Here is a 20,258-nt window from a genome sequence, read left to right as displayed (position 1 = left end):
TCGGATGCAGCGATTAACCGTAATTTTTGTTTTGATGCTGGCGCTTTGTAATACCGGCTGTAAAAGCAACCGTAAACCCCGGGAAACGGAACGGGCTTTTTACCACTGGAAAACGGTGTTTGCGCCCACCGCTTATGAAAAACGACGTGCCGACAGTTTGGGCGCTACCACGCTTTATATTAAACTGTTTGACGTGGTTTGGAACTCCGTGTCCAAAGTACCCGAGCCGGCAGCTAAATTGCTGGTTAAAGATTCTGCCTGGCTGTTGCAGAAAAAGATCATACCGGTTGTATTTATTACCAATGAGTGTTTTTACGGGCTGGATAGCGCACAGGTGCTGCAACTGGCAAAAAACATCACCACACTTGCGGATAAACTTGCGGAGCAAAACGGCTTTGGCCATTACCCGGAATTGCAGATCGATTGCGACTGGTCGGAAACAACCCGCGACCGGTATTTTCAATTGCTGCGTACTATAAAAGCGGCAAACAATAAAAGAATGCTGTCGGCCACGATCCGCCTGCACCAGGTCAAATATAAACAGTCATCGGGGATACCTCCGGTTGACAGGGGACTGCTGATGTGCTATAATATGGGCGATCTGCAGCAGGCACATGTTAAAAATTCGATCATCGACGCACAGGAATTTCAGCGCTATATTCAACACCTTTCAACCTATCCGTTGCCGCTGGATGCAGGTCTGCCGCTTTTTTCCTGGGTGGTTATTTTCGATCATCAGGGAAGGTTTGCCGGGCTTATCCGCAATACACCAACGGCCTTGGAAAATGCATCCGCTTTTAAGCGATCCGGTACAGGCTACCTGGTGCAGAAAGATACCCTGCTGGGAGGCAGGCCGGTAAAAACCGGACAGTTTTTAAGACCGGAAAACAGTGAGGTTGCTACTGTAACAACCGTGGGCGCTTTACTGGCCAGGCGATTGTCCAACAACCGCTTGCGGGTAGCACTCTATCACCTCGATTCACTAACTTTAAATAAATATTCGTTTTATGAAATGGAAAGCATCTATAACAGCCTGCATTAGCTGTTTATTCCTTGCCATTCCCAATAATATATTTAGCTGCGCAGATGTAGAAGATGCCTATAGCTCGTTCATCTCCTTTTTTAATAAGTATGCTGCGGAAACACCGGTTTACGCACCGTTCTATTTTGCCGATCTGCAATTTCTGCGCGATGAGGAAGAATGGCCTACTACCGCAGCCGCCTTGGTAAAAGAATGGAGCCTGTTTACAAAGGAACAGGCTACGCCCAGGGATGCCAATGCCTTTGTGATGCAATTCGACCGGAAGGACCTGGTTAACTTATATTATCATCTTGAAAATGGAAAGCCCCTGACGATACCGGACTCCGTAAAGAACAATGGAATGACCCGCTTCTTCCTGGAACATAAAGACCTGGAGGCGCTGGGATACCTGATGTATGCAAAACAAGTGGAACCTTACGTTACAAAAGAATACAATAGCTGGGATGCCACACCAAGGGACAGTATAAAAATGAATGGTCTGCTAAAGAACGGTTTGCAATTATACAAAGCGGCAAAGTCGCCGGTCTTTCAATTGAAATACGGTTACCAGGTGGTACGGCTGGCACATTACAATCATCAGTATGCGGATGCGGTGCGGTATTATGATGAACTGGTGGGCGGCAATCCAACGCCGGGCGTACTGCAGTTGATGAGCCTGGGATTAAAGGCCGGAGCCCTTTACCAGCTCGACCGCAAACCGGAGGCAGCCTATATCTTCTCACAGGCCTTTAACGCAACTAACGTAAAGAAGATCGCAAACTTCAATAGCTTTGGATGGGCGGTTCCAAGAGATGAACGGTTCCGGACAGCATACCTGGCGCTTTGTAAAAACAACAAAGAAAAAGCGGGCATGCTGGCTTTATACAGCCTTGGCAACGATGAGCCGGATGTGGCCGTGTTGTCAGAGATCCACCGGCTTAATCCCGGTATGGATATCATGCCCACGTTGGTAGTACGCGAAATCAATAAGCTTGAAATGGCCTTCCTGCATGGATTTGGAATGTCTCTGCCTCCCGCAAAACAGCCCGGGATTTTTGCTGCTGCGGGAACCTTTCCGGCGGAGGCAACAGCAACATTGAATGCGTTTGTAAAAACGCTGGAGGAATTTTCGGATAGTAAACAATACGGAGAACAGGCCTTGTACCCGATTGGTGCAGCTTATATTTCCTGTATGTTGAAGGACTACAAAAATGCAAATCGTCTGCTGGCAATGGCAAAGAAAATGAAGCATTCCCGGAGGCTGGAAGATCAGTGGATGCTGACCAACCTGCTGGTGGCCATCAACGAAAGCTCCCGGATGGATGCAGCAGCTGAACAAAAAATATTGCCTTCGTTGCAATGGCTTTGGAAAAAGGCAAACGAAGAAAAACAACGTTCTGAAAGTGATCCGGAACAGGGGCAGTGGGGCAACTTTTTCAAAAACGTGGTGGTGGAGATCCTGGCGGCACGGTATGCGGCGCAAAACGATGTAAACCGGATGGTACTGGCGTATGGCACGGCGGATAAAATAAACCAGGTATATCCAACGGCGATCAATTATGTGCGGGATTCATTCAATATACCGCAGGCGGAGTCCCTGTACGGGTTCCTGACGGGCAAACGGTTTTCGGCATTCGAGTCGTTCCTGCTGGATATAAATACGCTGGATCGTAGTGACGTGGCCGACTATATCGGCACGGCTTACCTGCGGGCCTATGACTATGATAAGGCCATAAGCTGGCTCGGGAAAGAAAAGAATGCGATCATTGAAAAAGATCCGTTTAAGGAGCTGTTATACGACCGGGAGGAACGGTTGCCGGGAGACCGGGTAACCACTACAAAGCTGGCCTATGCCCAAAAGATGAAGGCGCTGCTGGCGAAGCAGGACGATCCGGAGGCACTGTACCAGCTGGGGCTTGGCTGCTACAATAGTACGTATTACGGCTATGCATGGGAATTGACCACTTATTTCAGAAGTGGCTCCGATGGTTACCTGATTCCGCAAAATGCCGGCACATTTGAGAAAGATTATTACGGTTGCTTTAAAGCAAAAAGCTATTTTGAAAAAGCGGGGCAGTTGGCATCGAATGCGGAACTAAAAGCAAAATGCCTTTTTATGATGGCCAAATGCCGGCAGAAAGAATTACGGAAGCCGCAATACGAAGACTTTAATTATAACTATGATCTGTATGCGCAAAAGGTAAAAGCGTACTACCAGGCATTCAAAAAAAATCCCCTTTTTGCACAATATCAAAAAGAGTATGGCGGCACCCGTTTTTATAAAGAAACCCTTACACGCTGTTCCTATTTGCGGGATTTTGTAAATAAAAATAGATGAAAAGGCCACTGAAACGCTGAATACGTTTTGAACCGCTGTGGTCACTGATGCCCGGAAAACCGCGGAGGCGCAAAGGCGCTGAGGAACGCGAAGTTTTTCGATTGAGCTTTCTGTAATTCGGTGTGCCTTGTGGCCCGTATGGCCAACCCTTCAGCGCCTCAGTGGCTTCTATACAAACGGTTGCGCAAAAAAGAACTGTAGGTGGTGCGGCATTTTTTTTAGATTTGTTTGATCAAAGTCGCACACATGAAATATTGTCTTTTATTGCTGGTAGTTCTTGCTGCCCATATCCTGAATGCCCAAACGGTTAAGTATAGCTCCGGAAGCAGCAGCTGGAACACCGATTCATTGGGAGATCACCGGGCGGTGGTACAGTTTAACGGAACCGGAAAGGTTGCCAAAACAATTGTAGAATGGAGAAGAAGAGACCCCAATCCCGGAGAAAAAAGGATCATTATACAGGATGCCCAAACCGGTGCAAAGATTACCAATGTAAAAGTGGCGGCTATCAGCAATGAAAAAGGCACGGTTCTTTTTGAGCCGGTTTCGGGGAAAGGCCGGTACTATCTTTATTACCTGGTTTCTAAGAATTCCGGATCCCCCAATTACCCGACGGTGCATTATCTGAAGCCGGAAAATACGGTAACAGATGCCTGGCTGAATGCCCTTCCGGCGCAGCTTCCCGTAAACGCACCGGTGGTGACCATTGAATCGGGCGATGCCTTTAACAGCTTTTACCCAATGGAGGTTACCGCAACAGCCGCCGAAACCCGTGCGCTGCTGGCTAAATACCAACGGACCGATTACGTGGTTTTTCCCGAAGACCGGCAATACCCGGTTAAAATGTTTGCGGAGTTGCCTTACCGCTGGGTGCAGCGGGGCGCGGTAAAAGATTTTAAAGGCAGCGGAATGCGGGGTGAAAATTATTCCTTTCAGCTGGCCGTATACGCACTAAAGAACCTGGAGCAGGTAACGGTGAGCTTCTCCGATCTGAAAGATGGAAAAGGCAATAGCATTCCGGCTTCCGGAATGAGTTGTATCAATACGGGGGGAATCGATTATACGGGAAAACCGTTTACAAAAATAGTAAAGGTAAGCAAGGATAGTCTGCAACCCCTTTGGTGTTTGGTAGATATTCCGTCGGATACGAAACCGGGGATTTATAAAGGACAGGTAGTGGTGCGTGCCGCAGGAGCTGCAGCCTCCCAGGTTCCGGTGCAGCTGACAGTGTTGCCAACATTGGCCAAAGAGGGCAATATCGCAGCCCCCTGGAACCAGACCCGCTTGAAATGGCTGAATTCCACGATGGCACAGGAGAATACCGTTATCGCCCCTTATACGCCGCTGGTACTGAAAAATAATGCCATCGATCTGCTGGGGCGTCGGGTAACAGTAGATCCCTCCGGTTTTCCCGCGCAACTTCAAACCTTTTTTACGGAAGAAATGACTGGCGTAAAACCCCAACCCAATAATATCATTACCGAACCCATCCATTTTCATTTTACCGGCGCCGATGGTAAAGACCTGAAATTTGAAAACGGGGCACTGCAGTATACCGAACAGTCGCCCGGAACCATTGCCTGGAAGACCACCAATAAACATCCCCTACTGCAAATGGATGTGGCCGCTTCCCTGGAGTTTGATGGGTTTCTTTCCTATAAAGTAAAAGTAACCGCGCTGCAGGATGTGGATTTTAAAAATATTACCCTGCACATTCCTTTTACTCCGGAAGCAGCTACGTACCTGATGGGCCTGGGTGAGAAGGGAAGGGTGCGTCCGGACAGCCTCTCCTGGAAATGGGATGTGGCCCATAAAAACCAGGATGGGGTTTGGGTTGGTGCTGTAAATGCCGGCCTGCAATATACCCTGCGGGATGAACATTATGTACGCCCGCTGAATACCAATTTTTATTTGCAAAAACCTTTGTTGCTGCCGGGTTCCTGGGGCAATGAAAACAAAGGCGGGATCACGATCGCCCAAAAAGGCAAATCGATCCTGGCGGATAATTATACCGGTGCGCGCAGTATGAAAAAAGGAGATACGCTCTACTTTAATTTCAACCTGCTGATTACACCGTTTCATCCGCTCAATACCGATTTTCAGTGGGCTACACGATTCTATCACCGCTATGATAGCATCAGCAAAATAAAGAACATCGGCGCCACCGTTGTAAATATTCACCATGGAAACGCCATCAATCCCTGGATCAATTACCCGTTTATTGAATGGCAGAAAATGAAAAGTTATATCGACCAGGCGCACCAGAACGGACTGAAAGTAAAAATATATAATACGGTAAGGGAATTGTCGAACCATGCATATGAACTGTTCCCTTTGCGGAGTCTCGGACATGAAGTGTATTCGCCTGGTAAAGGAGGCGGATTCCGTTGGTTGCAGGAGCATGTGGGCTCGGATTATATTGCGGCCTGGTTTGTGCCGGAGGTAAAGGATGCCGCCATCATCAACAGCGGTATGAGCCGCTGGCACAACTATTATGTAGAAGGAATGAACTGGCTCACCAAGAATGTAGGCATTGATGGCATTTACCTGGATGATGTGGCCTTTGACCGCATTACCATGAAGCGGATCAAAAGAGTGCTAACGGCTAACGGACATCCCGGTATTATTGATCTGCATTCCGCTAACCAGTATAATAAAAGTGATGGCTTTATCAATAGCGCCAATCTTTACATGGAACATTTTCCGTACCTGAACCGTCTTTGGTTTGGCGAATATTTCGATTATGAAAACAACAGCCCCGATTTCTTTTTAACGGAAGTGAGCGGGATCCCTTTTGGACTGATGGGTGAGATGCTGCAGGACGGGGGAAATGCCTGGAGGGGCATGGTGTATGGCATGACCTGTCGTATTCCCTGGACGGAAAATGCAGATCCTACCGGCATCTGGAAGCTTTGGGATGATTTTGGGATACAGGGTTCCCGGATGATCGGGTATTGGGTGAAGAACAACCCGGTAAAAACAGACAATGAAAAAGTAAAGGCGACAGTATACAAAAAGAATGGCAAAGCACTGGTGTCCATTGCCAGTTGGGATACAGCAGATACCGAGGTTTCTTTGAATATCGATTGGAAACAATTGGGTATCGATCCTGCGAAAGCCGCAATAACGGCGCCGGCGGTTAAAAAATTCCAGGAAGCCCGGAGCTTTAAGGTGGACGAAAAGATACCTGTTACCAAAAATAAAGGCTGGCTGTTGGTGATTCAGTAGGGGGCTGGGTTTCAGTTATCAGTCTTCAGTTATCAGCCTTCAGTTGATTATGTTCGGGATTGGAGATTTGCCTGATGTTCGATACATGAATCGCAATCTTATTTCCACATTCTCACATCTTCAAATTTTCAAATTCTCAAGTAAAGTTGTTCCTGGTTTAGCGTTCAATGTTCCACGTAAGGTTAGGCCTGAAATAGTGCAGGCCGGTGCCGCTCAATGCTGCTCCAGCACCTCCTGCAATACCACCGCCTGGTTATGCTGTTCGTCGCGGGCACCAAATAACAGGGTGATCTTGCGGGTGCCGGTATGGCTCTTTAAAAAAATATCCAGTGCAGGGTTTTGCTTTAATTCTTCTTTATATTTTTTTTGAAATGCCTCCCATTTGTTGGGATCATGATTAAACCATTTCCGCAAATCAGCAGAGGGGGCCAGCTCCTTTGGCCATTCATCAATAGCGGCATTTTCTTTTTTGATACCCCGGGGCCAGAGGCGGTCTACCAGCACGCGCAGCCCGTCATTTTTTGCGGGGGCTTCATAAACCCTTTTAATGGTAATTGTTGTGTTCATTGTTTTTTTATTTGCATCGGATGTAAATGCTGTCCGGCACAGAATCCTTCGCCTGGCAGGCATACGCCCGGTTTTAAAGGTACAAAAAATAATAAAGGATATTTTTATCTTTTATTTAAATGTGCTAATTTTGCGGTCAGATGTTTTCAAAAACCTGCGAATATGCAATACGGGCAATGATCTACATTGCGCAGCAAACCCGGAACGGGAGCCGTGTAGGAATTAAACAAATTGCCACCGGCATCGATTCGCCTGAACATTTTATTGCCAAGATCCTGCAGGAACTCAGCCGCAAGGGACTGGTGGCTTCGATGAAGGGTCCTACCGGTGGATTTTACCTGGAAAAGGCCGCTCTGAACCGGTCCCTGGCGGATATTGTAAGAATCGTGGATGGCGATGAACTGTTCCTGGGCTGCGGCCTGGGACTGAAGCAATGTTCAGAAACAAATCCGTGTCCGATCCATTTCAAATTCAAAAAAGTACGGAAAGAAGTACAGACCATGCTGGAGCAGGCCAAGCTGGGCGCCTTTATCGACAAACTCGATCGTAATGAAACCTTTCTGAGGCGGGATTGATTTTTTACAAACAAAGGATTAAGAGAATAGGGCATCATCTATCTATCGTTTATCCTTATTTATTTGATGCCTGGAAGAGAACATCACAATGCATCCCACTAAAGGTTATTGAATTCGACATCTTCAATGAACAAAAAATGTTGGAACAGAAAAAAGATATTACAACAATTGATGACATACAGCTGCTGGTAAATGAATTTTATACCAGGGTTCGGGAAAACCAGCAGATCGGGCCGGTGTTTGACACGGTGATCGGTAATGAATGGCCACGGCACCTGGAGAAAATGTACCGGTTTTGGGAAACCGTGCTGCTGGATAATCACACCTATTTTGGAAGTCCCTTTCCTCCTCATGCCCGGCTGCCGGTTGGTCAGGAGCATTTCGATACCTGGTTACAGCTTTGGGCGCAAACCATCGATGCGCATTTCTCCGGCACCAGGGCAGATGAAGCCAAATGGCGGGCGGGAAAAATGGCTGTTATGTTTGTTTCAAAGATCAATTATTACAGGGACACTGGTAAAACGCCGCTGATATAGCGGTAAAGTCTGCATCTTACTGATTATAAAAAAGCCCGGTACAATTTTTAAAATCGTACCGGGCTTTTAACGTTTATCATTCGTTTTACATAGACGGTGTTGCCGCCGGTGTATTGTCTTTACTCTTTTCCGGAGCCTTATCGATCAGTTCCATAAACTGATCCAGTTTGGGAGTGATGATAATTTGCGTTCTGCGGTTACGTGTTTTGCCCTCTTCCGTATTGTTATCCGCTACAGGGTTATACTCTCCGCGCCCACCGGCTGTAAGACGTTTGGGGTCTATGCCGTATTGCGTCTGCAACGCCATTACCACGGATGAGGCCCTTAAGGAACTCAGATCCCAGTTGTTGCGGATATTGGGACGGTTGATGGGTACATTATCGGTATTACCTTCTACCAGTACTTCATAATCTTTATAATCCTGGATGATCTTGGCGATCTTGCTGAGGATATCGCCGGCGCGATCAGAAATTTCATAGCTGCCTGATTTGTACAGCATGTTATCCGCAAGCGAGATGTATACCACACCCTTTAACACCTTTACGTCCACATCCCGGAGCTCATCGCGGCTTAAAGAACGGGTCAGGTTATTGGTCAGTACCATCAGCAGGGAATCACTCTTATTCTTGGCATTTACCAGGTGCTGGATATATTTGTTCGATGCATTGATCTCATCCACCAGCTTGGAGATATTCACGTTGCCCTGGGTGTTCTGGTTGATACTGTTATCCAGTGTTGCCTGTAAAGCGGCCAGTGCTTTTTTAAGAGAAGCGTTATTCGCCCGCTCCTGTGCTAACTGTTCTTCAAGGCTTTTAACACGTGCCTTGCTTTCGGCCAGATCAACCTGGCTGCTCTGGTAGCGCTCATTCAGATTCCGGTAATCTGTTTGCAGGGTGGTGAATTTTTTATTGCTCACACATCCCGAAAAAAACAGCGCCATAAAAACGGCCCCAATGGGCCAATAAAATGCTTTATTCATCATAATTGGTTCTTTTAAATATCGGTCCGTTTCGAATACCCTTCCTGTAAATACAAAATGAATGCCTGAATCAGGAAAATGCGGCTTAATAGTTAAGAAATACCCAAAGCCGGCATTTTAAGAAATCATTATGCGTTGTTCAGAAAGAACGCCGTGATCAAATTCTTTGACAACTAAGACGTTTGATGTCGTGGTTCCGTTGCAAATGAAAAAAAAGTTTTGTTTAAGGATTGTTAATCTACTCATGCGGCTACGGATATGCTGCATACAGGTTCCGGATCGCCATTTTTTATGAGATCCGTTTGAAATGAATTTTGGACAATCATTGGCGTATTTTGGACAAAAAAGGGCCAGGCCCACCAGGTAGTTTTGCAGGGTTCATCATTCACACAACCTTTAAATGATAACAGCATGAAAAAGCAATTATTCCTTGCTGCATTTGTAGCAGCGTTTATGCCGGCGGGTGCCCAGTATTTTAACGAGGAGGTCAGCAACCTTTACCGGGCAGCGGCAGCAAATAATGATACCCTGCAGTTGTACCAGATCCGGAAACAGGCAACGGACATCGATATCCAGACGGCCCGCTTTAGTTATTTGCCAAGGGTACAGTTGGGCGCATCTTATACACATTTAAATGACGCCATCGTATTTCCCGATAACCTGCAACAGCTGTTACAGGGCACACAACAATTACTGATCAAAGAAAAACTGGGCCTGCCGTTTAATGCGGAACTGCCGGCAGGCGTATCCCTGCAGCCGGTACCGCCTATTCAGAAACAGGATATCGTAAAAGCCAATGTAAACGGACAGTGGCTGTTGTTTGGCGGCATGAAAGTACGCAACGGCATCCAGGCCTATCAGCATCAGCAGCGGTCGGTCGATTATATGACCCAGAAGCAGGACCGTGCCCTATGGCTGGATGTATCGGAAGCATATGATAGGCTGGCCCTGCTGCATGAATCGGATGCCATCATCCGCAGTTCGGAAAATGTTTTGGACGAACAAACGAAATTTGTAAAGGCTGCTATTCAGAATGGCCTGGCCACTCCGCTTGATCGGAAGAAGATTGAATTGGCCCAACAACGGCTTGCCGTAAAAAAGCTGGAAAACAGCAGCAATAAAACCGTGCTCATCAGCCGGCTGCATCAACTTACATCCGTGTCTGAAGAAGACCTGCTCCGGCTGAAGCCGGAAATAGTACCGGCTTATTTTGATGTAAATACGGTACCCGCAGAACGTCCGGAAATAAAGGCGCTGGACGAAGGGATGGAGGCCCGCAAATATAAAGGCCGCGCAGAGCTGGCGGAATATGTACCCAAGCTGGCGGCCTTTGGCCAGTATGAATTGCGGAACAAAGACCTTTCGCTTTTTGATCCGCGGTGGGCGGTGGGGCTTAAGTTACAATGGAATCTTTTTGATGGGTTAAGCGCGCGTAACAATGCCCGTAAAGAAACACTGGAGAAGCGGGCACTGGAAGTGCAAAAGAAATCGGCACAGGAGCGGATTAAGCTGGGCTATGCCAAAAGCCGTGCCGATTACGAGCTGGCTACGGGTAAGGTATTGCTGAAAAACCAGGAGGCCAACCTGTCGCAAAGCACTTATGACTTTGTGCAGAAGCAGTATGTAAACGGGCTTACTAATATTACAGAGTTACTCAATGCGCTGAATGATGTGGAAAAAGCCCGGTTTGAAAATAAACAGGCGATCTATGAACAACGCAGGGCTGCATTGCTGGCGGCTGATCTTAGCGGTACCCTTTTGAAAAACCAGTAATGATCCCGGCTTTAAAGATGCCGGGCTGTGTACCGGACCCTGAAGTGTGCGACGCAAGAATGCTGCTACAGGGTGCTGGTGCCGGGCCCATAAAAACAATCACACTATTTTTTATACCAACCTTTAAATGAACAGTTATGAAAAAAATATTTATAAACAGCAGTTTGCTTTTGAGTATTACGGCAATAATTTCCTGTGGTGATGTAAGGCAACCACAATCATCAGCCGTGCAGGGTAAGGTGAAGATTGAATCGATTGCCATTGCGCCCAAAATTGCGGGACGTATAGAGAAAGTATTTGTACGGGAAGGACAACGGGTACAGAAGGGTGATACCCTGGCGGTATTGTCGGTGCCCGAAATAGAAGCCCGGCTGGAACAGGCAAACGGAGCAGTGGAAGCGGCTGCGGGCCAGCTGCAACTGGCGCATAACGGAGCCACGGCCGATCAGTTGTTGCAGGTTAGCAGCCAGGTAGATGCCGCAGTAGCGCAGCTCAACTTTGCTGAGCAGTCGTTTAAGCGCATGCAGCATATGTACAATGACTCCCTGGTGCCGGCCCAGCAGTACGATGATGTAAAAGCAAAATATCAAATGGCCAGGGCGCAGGTAAGCGCTTTAAAGGCAAAGCAAAAAGAAATACAAAGTGGTACAAGACCAGAAACGATTCAGAGTGCCCGTGGGCAGGTGCAACGGGCGGAGGGGGCAAAGAAAGAAGTATTGCAGGCGGCCAGGGAACGTGTGCTACTGGCGCCTTCGGAGATGACCATTGAAAGCATTACCCTGAAGGAAGGAGAGCTGGCTACGCCGGGTTATGCGCTTTTTAACGGCTATGAAACCGGTGGCATTTATTTCCGCTTTACCATTGGCGAAAAAGCGGTGTATGACTACCAGCCAGGCCAGCCGGTAACCATTCAGATACCCGGGGGCAACCGCTCTGTTGCTGCTACAGTTGTGGCGGTAAAACAACTGCCGCGCTATGCGGATAACACCAGCACTGCACCTAACCGCGAAGTGGGAGAAGGTTTTTTTGAAGTAAAGATCAGCCCGGTTACGGCATCGGATGCTTCGGGGCTTTATAACAATACCACGGTATTGCTGGCAAAATAAATACAGTACTGCGAAATCATTTTTTATGAAAACGTTTTGGAAATTATTACAGACAGAATGGAAGCGGATCTTTTCGAACCGGGTGCTGGTGATGATCTTTTTTGGCGCACCCGTTTTGTACGGATTGCTGTTTATTCAGGTATATAAAAAAGGAAAGATCACCGATATGCCCGTGGTGGTGATTGATGAAGACCGAACGGCATTGAGCGGCCGGATCATTGATGCCCTGGACGAAAATGAAAATCTGAAGGTGGTACAGGTGCGCTTTGATGCAGGCAATATTGCGGCAGAAATGCCTTCGAAAGAATATGTGGCGGTGATCAGCATCCCCGCTGGATTTGAGTCTGCGGTATTACAGAAAAAATACCCGGAGATCATGACCGATATCAATACGGCCAACCTGGTAACGGCAAATTTTGCGAGTCGTGCCATACAAACCGTACTGGGTACCATCGGCGCCGGTATTGAAATAGAGGGGTTGAAAAAAGCCGGTATGGACGCCACCACAGCGGCACAACGCTATGAGCCGTTTAAGGTGAACTACAGCCGGTTCTATAACCCCTCCGGCAATTACCAGGACCTGATGATACCGGGCTTGATGGGTACCATTATGCAACAGGTGATCTTACTGGCACTGGGACTGGTCTTTGCCCGCGATTTTGAAGATGGGTATTTTAAACAGCTGGTAAGTGCCAGCGGTTCGGCGGCTTATCATATCCTGCTAAAATCCGTTCCCTTTGTATTGCTGATCGGTTTTATGTGGCTGCTGGTCCATTCTTTTTACCCGGTGTTCCGTATCGATATGACCGTATTCAGCTGGCCCATGGCGGCATTGGTGGCGGCCTTTAGCCTGGCCTGTATGTTCCTGGGCATGCTCTTTTCCCTGGCTATACCCAATCAGCTGCGGGCTACCGAATTGCTGATGGTGATTGCCACGCCTTCATTTTTATTAAGTGGTTATACCTGGCCACTGGAAGCCATGCCGGACTGTATTGCAAAGATTGCGGGCATGTTACCGTTAACGCAGTTCTTACAGGGATTCAGAAAGCTGGCGATCTATGGCGGCACGTTGAACGATGCGCTTCCGCATATGCTGCACCTGTTACTTGCCGCGTTGATACTGGCGGCGCTGATGATGATATTATTGCGGCGGAAAATAAAGCGTACAAAAAAAGAGGCTATTGCCGCTGTGGTGTCAATCCCATAACCGGCAGTCGTTTAAAGGTTAGGTCCCCTGTTTCTACAGGGGACTATTTTTTGGTCTTGCCAGATGCGGAATACTTATTAACTTGTCGCACCTTTCAGGAGCGGTGCGCGGCCGTATGGCCGGCGATCGCTGCCAGGGGGTCGCATCCGTTATGCCAAAGGATTCAACAAAAAATATCAGGGCCATCTTACAGCTTTTTGGCTATGCCGATCAGGCCCGGCCCTGGTTCATTTCCAGGGGATCCGGTATTGTGGAACATCCGGAGAAGCCGTTCCGGGTAGGATTTTATGTGTACGGAATCTGCACCGCCGGTCGTGCCCGGCTGCGCATTAACAATGAAGAAGTATGGATACAACCCCATACGTTTTTTACCGCCATTCCCAGCAGCATCCTGCAGGTGCAGGAACATACAACAACCTTCAGGGCCCGGCTGCTGGTATTTGAGCGTGGGTTTTTACTAAGGAATATCCTGGATGCCCGACAGCTGGAGCACCTGGGCTTTTTTAATTTTGATACCCTCACCCATGTACCCTTTACAAAAGCGGAGGCCGTGCTGCTGGGTAAACTCCTGGACCGGGTATATGATCAGTCGCTCGAAGACAGCGTTTTTCAGCAACAGAAAATGCAAAGCCTGATCCTTTACCTGTTGTTTGAAACTGCTGAGATCTATTTCCGGTACCGCAACCAGTTGCAGCGGAAACGGCTGGGCAGGGAGGAGGCGTTATTTATGCAGTTCATGAAACTGGTGCCGGCTTATTTCAAGACGGAGCAGGCGCTGCAGTTTTATGCCGACCGGCTGTTCATCAGCAGCCGTTACCTCATCCGGGTTTGTCGCAATATTGCCGGCAAAACGCCGGCAGCGATACTCGCGGAAACCCTGCTGAGCGAGGCCCGGTTGCTGCTGAACAATCCGGCCAATAATATCGGCATGGTGGCGCACCAGCTGAATTATGGATCCACAGCGGCTTTCAGCAAATTTTTCAGAAAACATACCGGGGTTTCGCCCTTGCAATGGAAACATTCCCATTTATAGCTGTGGTGCTCCGGTGGCTGCAACAGGAACGGGCCGGCTGTATGTATTTCAAAAAAAAATCGGAACCGGTGGTATTGTTTTAATAATTCTTCCTTATCTTGCGGTGGTATCTAACAAAATGCAGTACAATTTTCAAAATATTCAATCTGCGGTAAGTTCCGGTAACGGCACTACGACTACCATTATTACCACAACCCCTTGAGGGTTGTACGCTGCTATATCATCCATTGGGCATTCTGCCGTCTTTCTTCCGGGTTTTACTCCTTATTTCTTACTATTACTAAATCGAATTCATGCAGGTCTTTAAGTTTGGAGGCTCTTCTGTAGCCAATGCTGAGAACATAAAAAAAGTGGCAGCCATTGTGGATCATGCCGCAAAAAAAAATTCCATAGTTGTTGTTGTTTCCGCACTGGGCGGTATTACGGATCTCCTTTTAATGGCTGGTAAAGAAGCCGCCGAAGGCAACGAAGATTTCCGGTCGAAGGTAAACACCATTGAACAGCGCCATTTTGAAACCATCAAGGAACTGATCCCCATTGCCGCTCAAAGTTCCCTGCTGAGCCTGGTAAAAAAGACGATCAATGAAATTGAAGAGATCTGCAATGGTATCTTTTTACTAAGAGAAATCACCCCCAAGAACCAGGACCGCCTGGCGGCCTTTGGAGAATGGCTGTCTTCGCAGATCATTGCGGAAGCCTTTAAACACCAGGGTTTGTTTGTGCAGTGGAAGGATGCCCGCCAGTTTATTTTTACCAACAGCGATTACACACATGCAGAAGTACATCTTGAAGCTACAGAGAAGGAAATAAAAAAATATTTCAAAGAGAATAAAAGCAATGTGTTCCTGGTCCCCGGGTTTATTGGCGCCGATGAGCAGGGCGTAACCACCACGCTCGGACGCGGCGGATCCGACTATACAGCGGCTTTAATCGCCGCGGCCATTGATGCAGAATCGCTGCAGGTATGGAAGGATGTGAACGGGATGATGACCGCTGATCCACGCCTGGCGGCCAATGCAAAGGTCATTGACCGCATTTCATACAGTGAAGCCATGGAACTATCGCATTTTGGGGCCAAGGTATTGTACCCGCCTACCATCCAGCCGGTGATGAGCAAAAATATTCCGCTGTACATTAAAAATACCTTCGCTCCGGAAATGCCCGGAACCGTGGTGGGCGGTAAGGTAAAAGATGCCAAGGTGGTAAGGGAACATATTGTGAGCGGTATTTCCAGCGTAAACAATATTGCATTGCTAAGCCTGGAAGGCAGTGGTATGATCGGTATTCCCGGTTTTTCCAAACGCTTATTTGAAGCCCTGAGCAAAGAGCGGATCAACGTGGTGCTGATCACACAAAGTTCTTCGGAGCATTCAATTTGTGTGGCCATTGATCAGAAATACCTGCCCGCTGCAAAAAAGGTGGTAGACAAAACTTTTGGAGATGAGATCGCGCTCAATAAAGTAGAACCGCTGAAGGCCGAAACCCATCTTTCTATTGTGGCCCTGGTGGGAGAAAATATGAAAAGCCTGCCCGGTGTCAGTGGCCGGATGTTTGGCGCTTTGGGACGGAACGGGATCAATATCCGTGCGATTGCCCAGGGCTCATCAGAAAAAAATATCAGCACGGTGATTGCTACCGATGATGTGCGCAAAGCCATCAACGTATTGCATGAAGAGTTTTTTGAAACCATCCAGAAGCAGCTTAACCTGTTTATTGTAGGACTGGGCAATGTGGGCGCCAAACTGATGGAACAATTAAAACAGCAGCATGCCTTCCTCATCCAGCATCTTAAATTGAATGTGAGCGTAGTGGGCATCAGCAACAGCCGCAAGATGATCTTTAAGGAGCGCGGTATTTCCCTAAGCGGCTGGAAAGAATCCCTGGCGGGAGGAGAGCCGGCTTCCATCACCGAGTTTGCACAGGAGATCATTAAACGCAATATGCGGAATTCTATTTTTGTAGATGTTACCGCAAATAAGGAGGTGGCCAAAGTATACGACAAAATGTTACAGAAAAGCATCGCTGTGGTGGCCTGTAACAAAATTGCAGCAGCTTCTCCGTTCTCCGAATATAAAAAATTAAAGGAACTGGCCCATGTATTCAATGCCAAATTCCTGTTTGAGACCAATGTAGGCGCTGCGTTGCCTGTAATTGGCACATTGAATGACCTGCGCCGCAGCGGGGATGAGATCAAACGCATTGAAGCCGTATTAAGTGGCACGCTCAATTTTGTATTTAATCATTATGATGGATCCCGTTCGTTTGCATCGGTGGTAAAACAGGCGCAGGAAGAAGGATATACCGAACCCGATCCGCGCCTGGATCTGAGTGGTACGGATGTAATGCGCAAGATTCTCATCCTGGCCAGGGAGGCCGGTTATGAAATGGAGATGGAGGATATCACCAACCATTCTTTTATGCCTGCATCCTGTATGGAAGGTTCTGTGGATGCCTTTTACAAAGCGATGGAAAAAGAAGAAGCGCATTTTAAAAGCTTGCTGAGTGCCGCCCAGGCTGCAAACAGTAAACTGAAATTTGTAGCCACATTTAATGAAGGAAAAGCTTCTGTGGGATTACAGCATGTAAAACCGGAGAATGACCTGTATCATTTATACGGAAAGGACAATGTGGTGCTGTTTTACACCGCCCGTTATCCCGAGCAACCCCTGGTAGTAAAAGGTGCCGGTGCCGGCGCAGACGTAACGGCCAGCGGGGTGTTCGCCGATATTATGCGCGCCGTAAATGAATAAGGCATGCATCGCATTGGGACTTTCGATGGATGGCAAAACGCAGCGACAGACTATTGCCCATTCCCTTTTCACTAAACAACATCTCACTAATCGCAGACATCTCACGATGAAACAAGTAAAAATAAAATCACCCGGTACCGTAGCCAACCTGGTTTGTGGGTTTGATATCCTGGGGCTCGCATTGAATGACCCCTATGATATCATGGAATTCCGCCTGCTCAGCGAGCCGCGCGTGATCATACACAATAAAGATAATTTTGGGCTGCCCACCGATCCGGAGCAGAATGTAGCGGGTGTGGTGTTACTGGCGGCCATGGAAAAGGCCGGTGGCAATATCGGGTTTGAGGTCACCATTGAAAAGCGGATCAAGCCGGGCAGTGGATTGGGATCCAGTGCCGCCAGCGCCGCCGGTGCTGCGGTTGGGGCCAATTTGCTATTGGGAAACCGTTTTACAACGGATGAGCTGGTACAGCTGGCCATGATTGGGGAAAAGCTGGCCAGCGGTGTAAAACATGCAGATAATATAACGCCCTGTATCCTGGGTGGAATTACACTGATCCGTTCGATTCATCCGATGGATATTGTACCGCTTGCCGCACCGGAATTATTTGTAACCGTGGTCCATCCGCAGATAGAGGTACGCACCGCCGATGCCCGGCAGATCCTGAAGCAAAAGGTATTGCTGAAGGATGCGATCAAACAATGGGGAAATATTGCCGGACTGGTGGCTGGTTTTATGCGGAACGACAAAGCGCTGATCAGCCGCTCGCTGGAGGATGTGATCATCGAGCCGGTCAGAAGTATTCTGATCCCTGGTTTTGATGAAGTAAAACGCCAGTGCAAAGAAGCAGGAGCCCTGGGCGGGGGTATCTCCGGTTCGGGCCCGTCGATCTTTATGCTTAGTGAAACAGAAGCCATAGCACTGGATGTAGCCGGTATCATGAAGACGATCTATTCCGGTATTGGCATTGATCATTATGTGTACGTAACTACGATTAATAATAGAGGAGCGGAGGTAGTGAATAGTTAATAGGCAATGGTCAATGGGGAGTCAATGCGTTCCCTTAAAGCCGCAGATGCACAGATTTTGGTATCGGCGTTAGCTATAACAATGTCGCAGAAAAGCGCTGCAGGCACAATCAGCGAATCTGCGGCAACCATAAAAAATGCTACAGGAAACTGCATTGAATGGTGAATGGTCAATAGGGGACAGGCCGGTTTTATCCGGCAGGGGGGCGGCAGCTTCGGGGTAAAATAACCACATCGGGTGTTAATCCCGAATCTCAACCTTAAACCTCAAACCTGGAGCTGGTAAATGCTTAATGCTGAACGCTAAGAGCAGATGGTTAATTGCAATCGCTGGCAACTTATAAACGATTCGATGCCAGCTAACAGGAACATTAAAAAGAAAACGATGAATTATTACAGTTTAAATCGCAGGTCGCCGAATGTAAGTTTTAAGGAAGCTGCTGTAATGGGCCAGGCTCCGGATAAGGGCTTGTATTTTCCCGAAAAACTGCCGCGTATAGAAGCAGACCTGGTAAAAAATATTGAAAGATTTCCGGAAGCCGAACTGGCTTTCCGCGTTATCCGGCCCTATGTGGGAGACAGCATCCCTGAGGATGTGTTGTTTGATATTGTAGCGCAAACGGTAAACTTTCCCTTCCCCCTGCAACCGGTTACGGAAAGCATTGCTGCACTGGAATTATTTCACGGACCTACCCTGGCCTTTAAGGATGTGGGCGCCCGGTTTATGAGCCGTTGCCTGGGATACTTTTTGAAGGACCAGGAAAAGGAAGTAACGGTGCTGGTGGCTACATCCGGTGATACCGGTGGTGCCGTTGCCAGCGGTTTTTATGGGGTGGAGGGCGTAAATGTAGTGATCCTGTATCCCCAGGGACGTGTAAGCCCGGTTCAGGAAAAACAGCTCACCGCCATGGGTAAAAACATTGTAGCGCTTGAAGTTGCGGGTAGTTTTGACGACTGCCAGCGGATGGTAAAACAGGCGTTTACGGATGCGGATATACATGCCAAACGTTTTCTTACCTCTGCCAATTCCATCAACGTGGCGCGATGGCTGCCCCAGCAGTTTTATTATTTCTTTGCGTATAAGCAATGGAAGGGAAATGCTGTGGCTCCGGTAGTGGTAGTGCCCAGCGGTAATTTTGGAAATATCTGTGCCGGGCTGCTGGCCAGGGAAACGGGTTTGCCCCTGGGCCATTTTATTGCGGCCTGTAACGCCAATGATGTGGTGCCGGCCTTTTTACAAACAGAAAACTGGCAACCCAGGACAACGGTAGCAACCCTGTCCAATGCCATGGATGTGGGCGATCCCAGCAATTTTGTGCGGATTATGGAATTGTTCCATCAGGAGTTTCCGAAACTGAAAGAGCAGCTTTCGGCCGTAAGTATTTCTGATGCCGATACCATTGCCACCATTGCACGGGTATACCACGCAACCGGCTATACGCTGGATCCGCATGGTGCAGTGGCCTACAAAGCCCTGGAAGATTATCAGCAGGCGCACCCCGATGGGAAAGGATTCATCCTGGAAACTGCGCATCCCGTAAAATTTCCCGATGCTGTAAAACAGGCTACCGGTACGGATGTTGAAATCCCTGAGTCGTTGCAAGAACTCATGCTCCAACCCAAACAGGCTATCGCCATGCCGCCGGATTATGAGGCGTTTAAAGCCTACCTGATCAATTGAAAGCCGTTTCCGGTTTAAGGTTCAAAGTTTCACGTTAGCTCCTGTTCATACCCGATGAGAAAGGGCAAATCCCAGATCCCGGACGTAATCAACTGAAAGCTGTAGCTTTTGGGGGGACAGGGAGACAAACGAGGACAGGGTGTTTTTCACACATACGAATTGATTTACGCTTACGGGTACCGAACGCTAACGGCTAGACGCCTGTTTCAGGTTTTCCCGAGAATCGGGATAAAGCTCCACGTTAGATCCGATTTTATACTTGATGTGTAACACTGACACTGAAGACTGACAACTGAAGACTGACGGCTGAACGCCGTTTCACGTTTCAAGTTTAAAGTTCCTGGTGTGCCCGCCATGGCGGGTTGGCTTTCGTTTGTTACCTGATGAACAGTGTTAATTCTCTGTTCTTTTTCCGCGTATAATGTCAGATCTCCG

14 protein-coding genes are annotated in these 20,258 nt (G+C 48.1%); 12 read left to right on the top strand and 2 right to left on the bottom strand.

Annotated features, from left to right (window positions below):
- The first annotated feature begins 4 nt into the window (after positions 1-4).
- From Q1V85_RS06570 to Q1V85_RS06560, 3 genes are all read left to right on the top strand, one after another.
- Positions 5-1,042 (top strand): hypothetical protein, encoded by a 1,038-nt coding sequence (locus Q1V85_RS06570; RefSeq protein WP_300598496.1) that lies wholly within the window; start codon positions 5-7, stop codon positions 1,040-1,042.
- Complete coding sequence (locus Q1V85_RS06565) at positions 1,008-3,359, top strand: hypothetical protein (protein ID WP_300598495.1); 2,352 nt, start codon at positions 1,008-1,010, stop codon at positions 3,357-3,359. Before Q1V85_RS06570 ends, Q1V85_RS06565 begins: the two co-directional genes overlap by 35 nt.
- A gap of 246 nt (positions 3,360-3,605) precedes the next feature.
- Positions 3,606-6,587, top strand: a complete 2,982-nt coding sequence (locus Q1V85_RS06560; RefSeq protein ID WP_300598494.1) for a glycoside hydrolase domain-containing protein — start codon at positions 3,606-3,608, stop codon at positions 6,585-6,587.
- Between the two features lie 213 nt (positions 6,588-6,800).
- On the opposite strand, the gene Q1V85_RS06555 is transcribed toward Q1V85_RS06560, so the two are convergent.
- Positions 6,801-7,154, bottom strand: coding sequence for a DUF488 domain-containing protein (locus Q1V85_RS06555; RefSeq protein ID WP_300598493.1), 354 nt, complete (start codon positions 7,152-7,154; stop codon positions 6,801-6,803).
- 140 nt (positions 7,155-7,294) lie between these two features.
- Here Q1V85_RS06555 and Q1V85_RS06550 point away from each other — a divergent pair, with 140 nt between their 5' ends.
- Both Q1V85_RS06550 and Q1V85_RS06545 read left to right on the top strand, forming a co-directional pair.
- Complete coding sequence (locus tag Q1V85_RS06550) at positions 7,295-7,729, top strand: Rrf2 family transcriptional regulator (RefSeq protein ID WP_300598491.1); 435 nt, start codon at positions 7,295-7,297, stop codon at positions 7,727-7,729.
- Positions 7,730-7,866: 137 nt separating this feature from the next.
- On the top strand, positions 7,867-8,265 hold the full coding sequence (locus Q1V85_RS06545) for a group III truncated hemoglobin (protein ID WP_300598490.1): 399 nt from the start codon (positions 7,867-7,869) through the stop codon (positions 8,263-8,265).
- 85 nt (positions 8,266-8,350) lie between these two features.
- Here Q1V85_RS06545 and Q1V85_RS06540 read toward each other — a convergent pair whose 3' ends face one another.
- A complete protein-coding gene (locus Q1V85_RS06540) occupies positions 8,351-9,247 on the bottom strand; it encodes an OmpA family protein (protein ID WP_300598489.1) in 897 nt (298 codons plus the stop codon).
- A 408-nt stretch (positions 9,248-9,655) separates the two neighbouring features.
- On the opposite strand from Q1V85_RS06540, the gene Q1V85_RS06535 reads away from it, so the two are divergent.
- The 7 genes from Q1V85_RS06535 to thrC all read left to right on the top strand — a co-directional run bounded on the left by Q1V85_RS06535 (position 9,656) and on the right by thrC (position 19,823).
- Positions 9,656-11,017: a TolC family protein gene (locus Q1V85_RS06535; RefSeq protein WP_300598488.1), complete on the top strand. Its 1,362-nt coding sequence runs from the start codon at positions 9,656-9,658 to the stop codon at positions 11,015-11,017.
- A gap of 137 nt (positions 11,018-11,154) precedes the next feature.
- Positions 11,155-12,123 (top strand): biotin/lipoyl-binding protein, encoded by a 969-nt coding sequence (locus Q1V85_RS06530; protein ID WP_300598487.1) that lies wholly within the window; start codon positions 11,155-11,157, stop codon positions 12,121-12,123.
- A gap of 25 nt (positions 12,124-12,148) precedes the next feature.
- Complete coding sequence (locus tag Q1V85_RS06525) at positions 12,149-13,330, top strand: ABC transporter permease (protein WP_300598486.1); 1,182 nt, start codon at positions 12,149-12,151, stop codon at positions 13,328-13,330.
- 82 nt (positions 13,331-13,412) lie between these two features.
- Entirely contained in the window at positions 13,413-14,363 is a 951-nt protein-coding gene (locus Q1V85_RS06520) for a response regulator transcription factor (RefSeq protein ID WP_300598485.1), read from the top strand.
- Positions 14,364-14,656: 293 nt separating this feature from the next.
- Entirely contained in the window at positions 14,657-17,113 is a 2,457-nt protein-coding gene (thrA, locus tag Q1V85_RS06515; RefSeq protein WP_300598484.1) for a bifunctional aspartate kinase/homoserine dehydrogenase I, read from the top strand.
- Positions 17,114-17,219: 106 nt separating this feature from the next.
- A complete protein-coding gene (locus Q1V85_RS06510) occupies positions 17,220-18,143 on the top strand; it encodes a homoserine kinase (protein ID WP_300598483.1) in 924 nt (307 codons plus the stop codon).
- A gap of 384 nt (positions 18,144-18,527) precedes the next feature.
- Entirely contained in the window at positions 18,528-19,823 is a 1,296-nt protein-coding gene (thrC, locus tag Q1V85_RS06505) for a threonine synthase (RefSeq protein ID WP_300598482.1), read from the top strand.
- Positions 19,824-20,258: the final 435 nt, after the last annotated feature.

The organism is Niabella sp. (assembly GCF_030150205.1).
Lineage (GTDB): Bacteria > Bacteroidota > Bacteroidia > Chitinophagales > Chitinophagaceae > Niabella.
The sequence above is the reverse complement of the archived record's forward strand: the minus strand, read 5'-3'. Positions and strand labels throughout refer to the sequence as shown.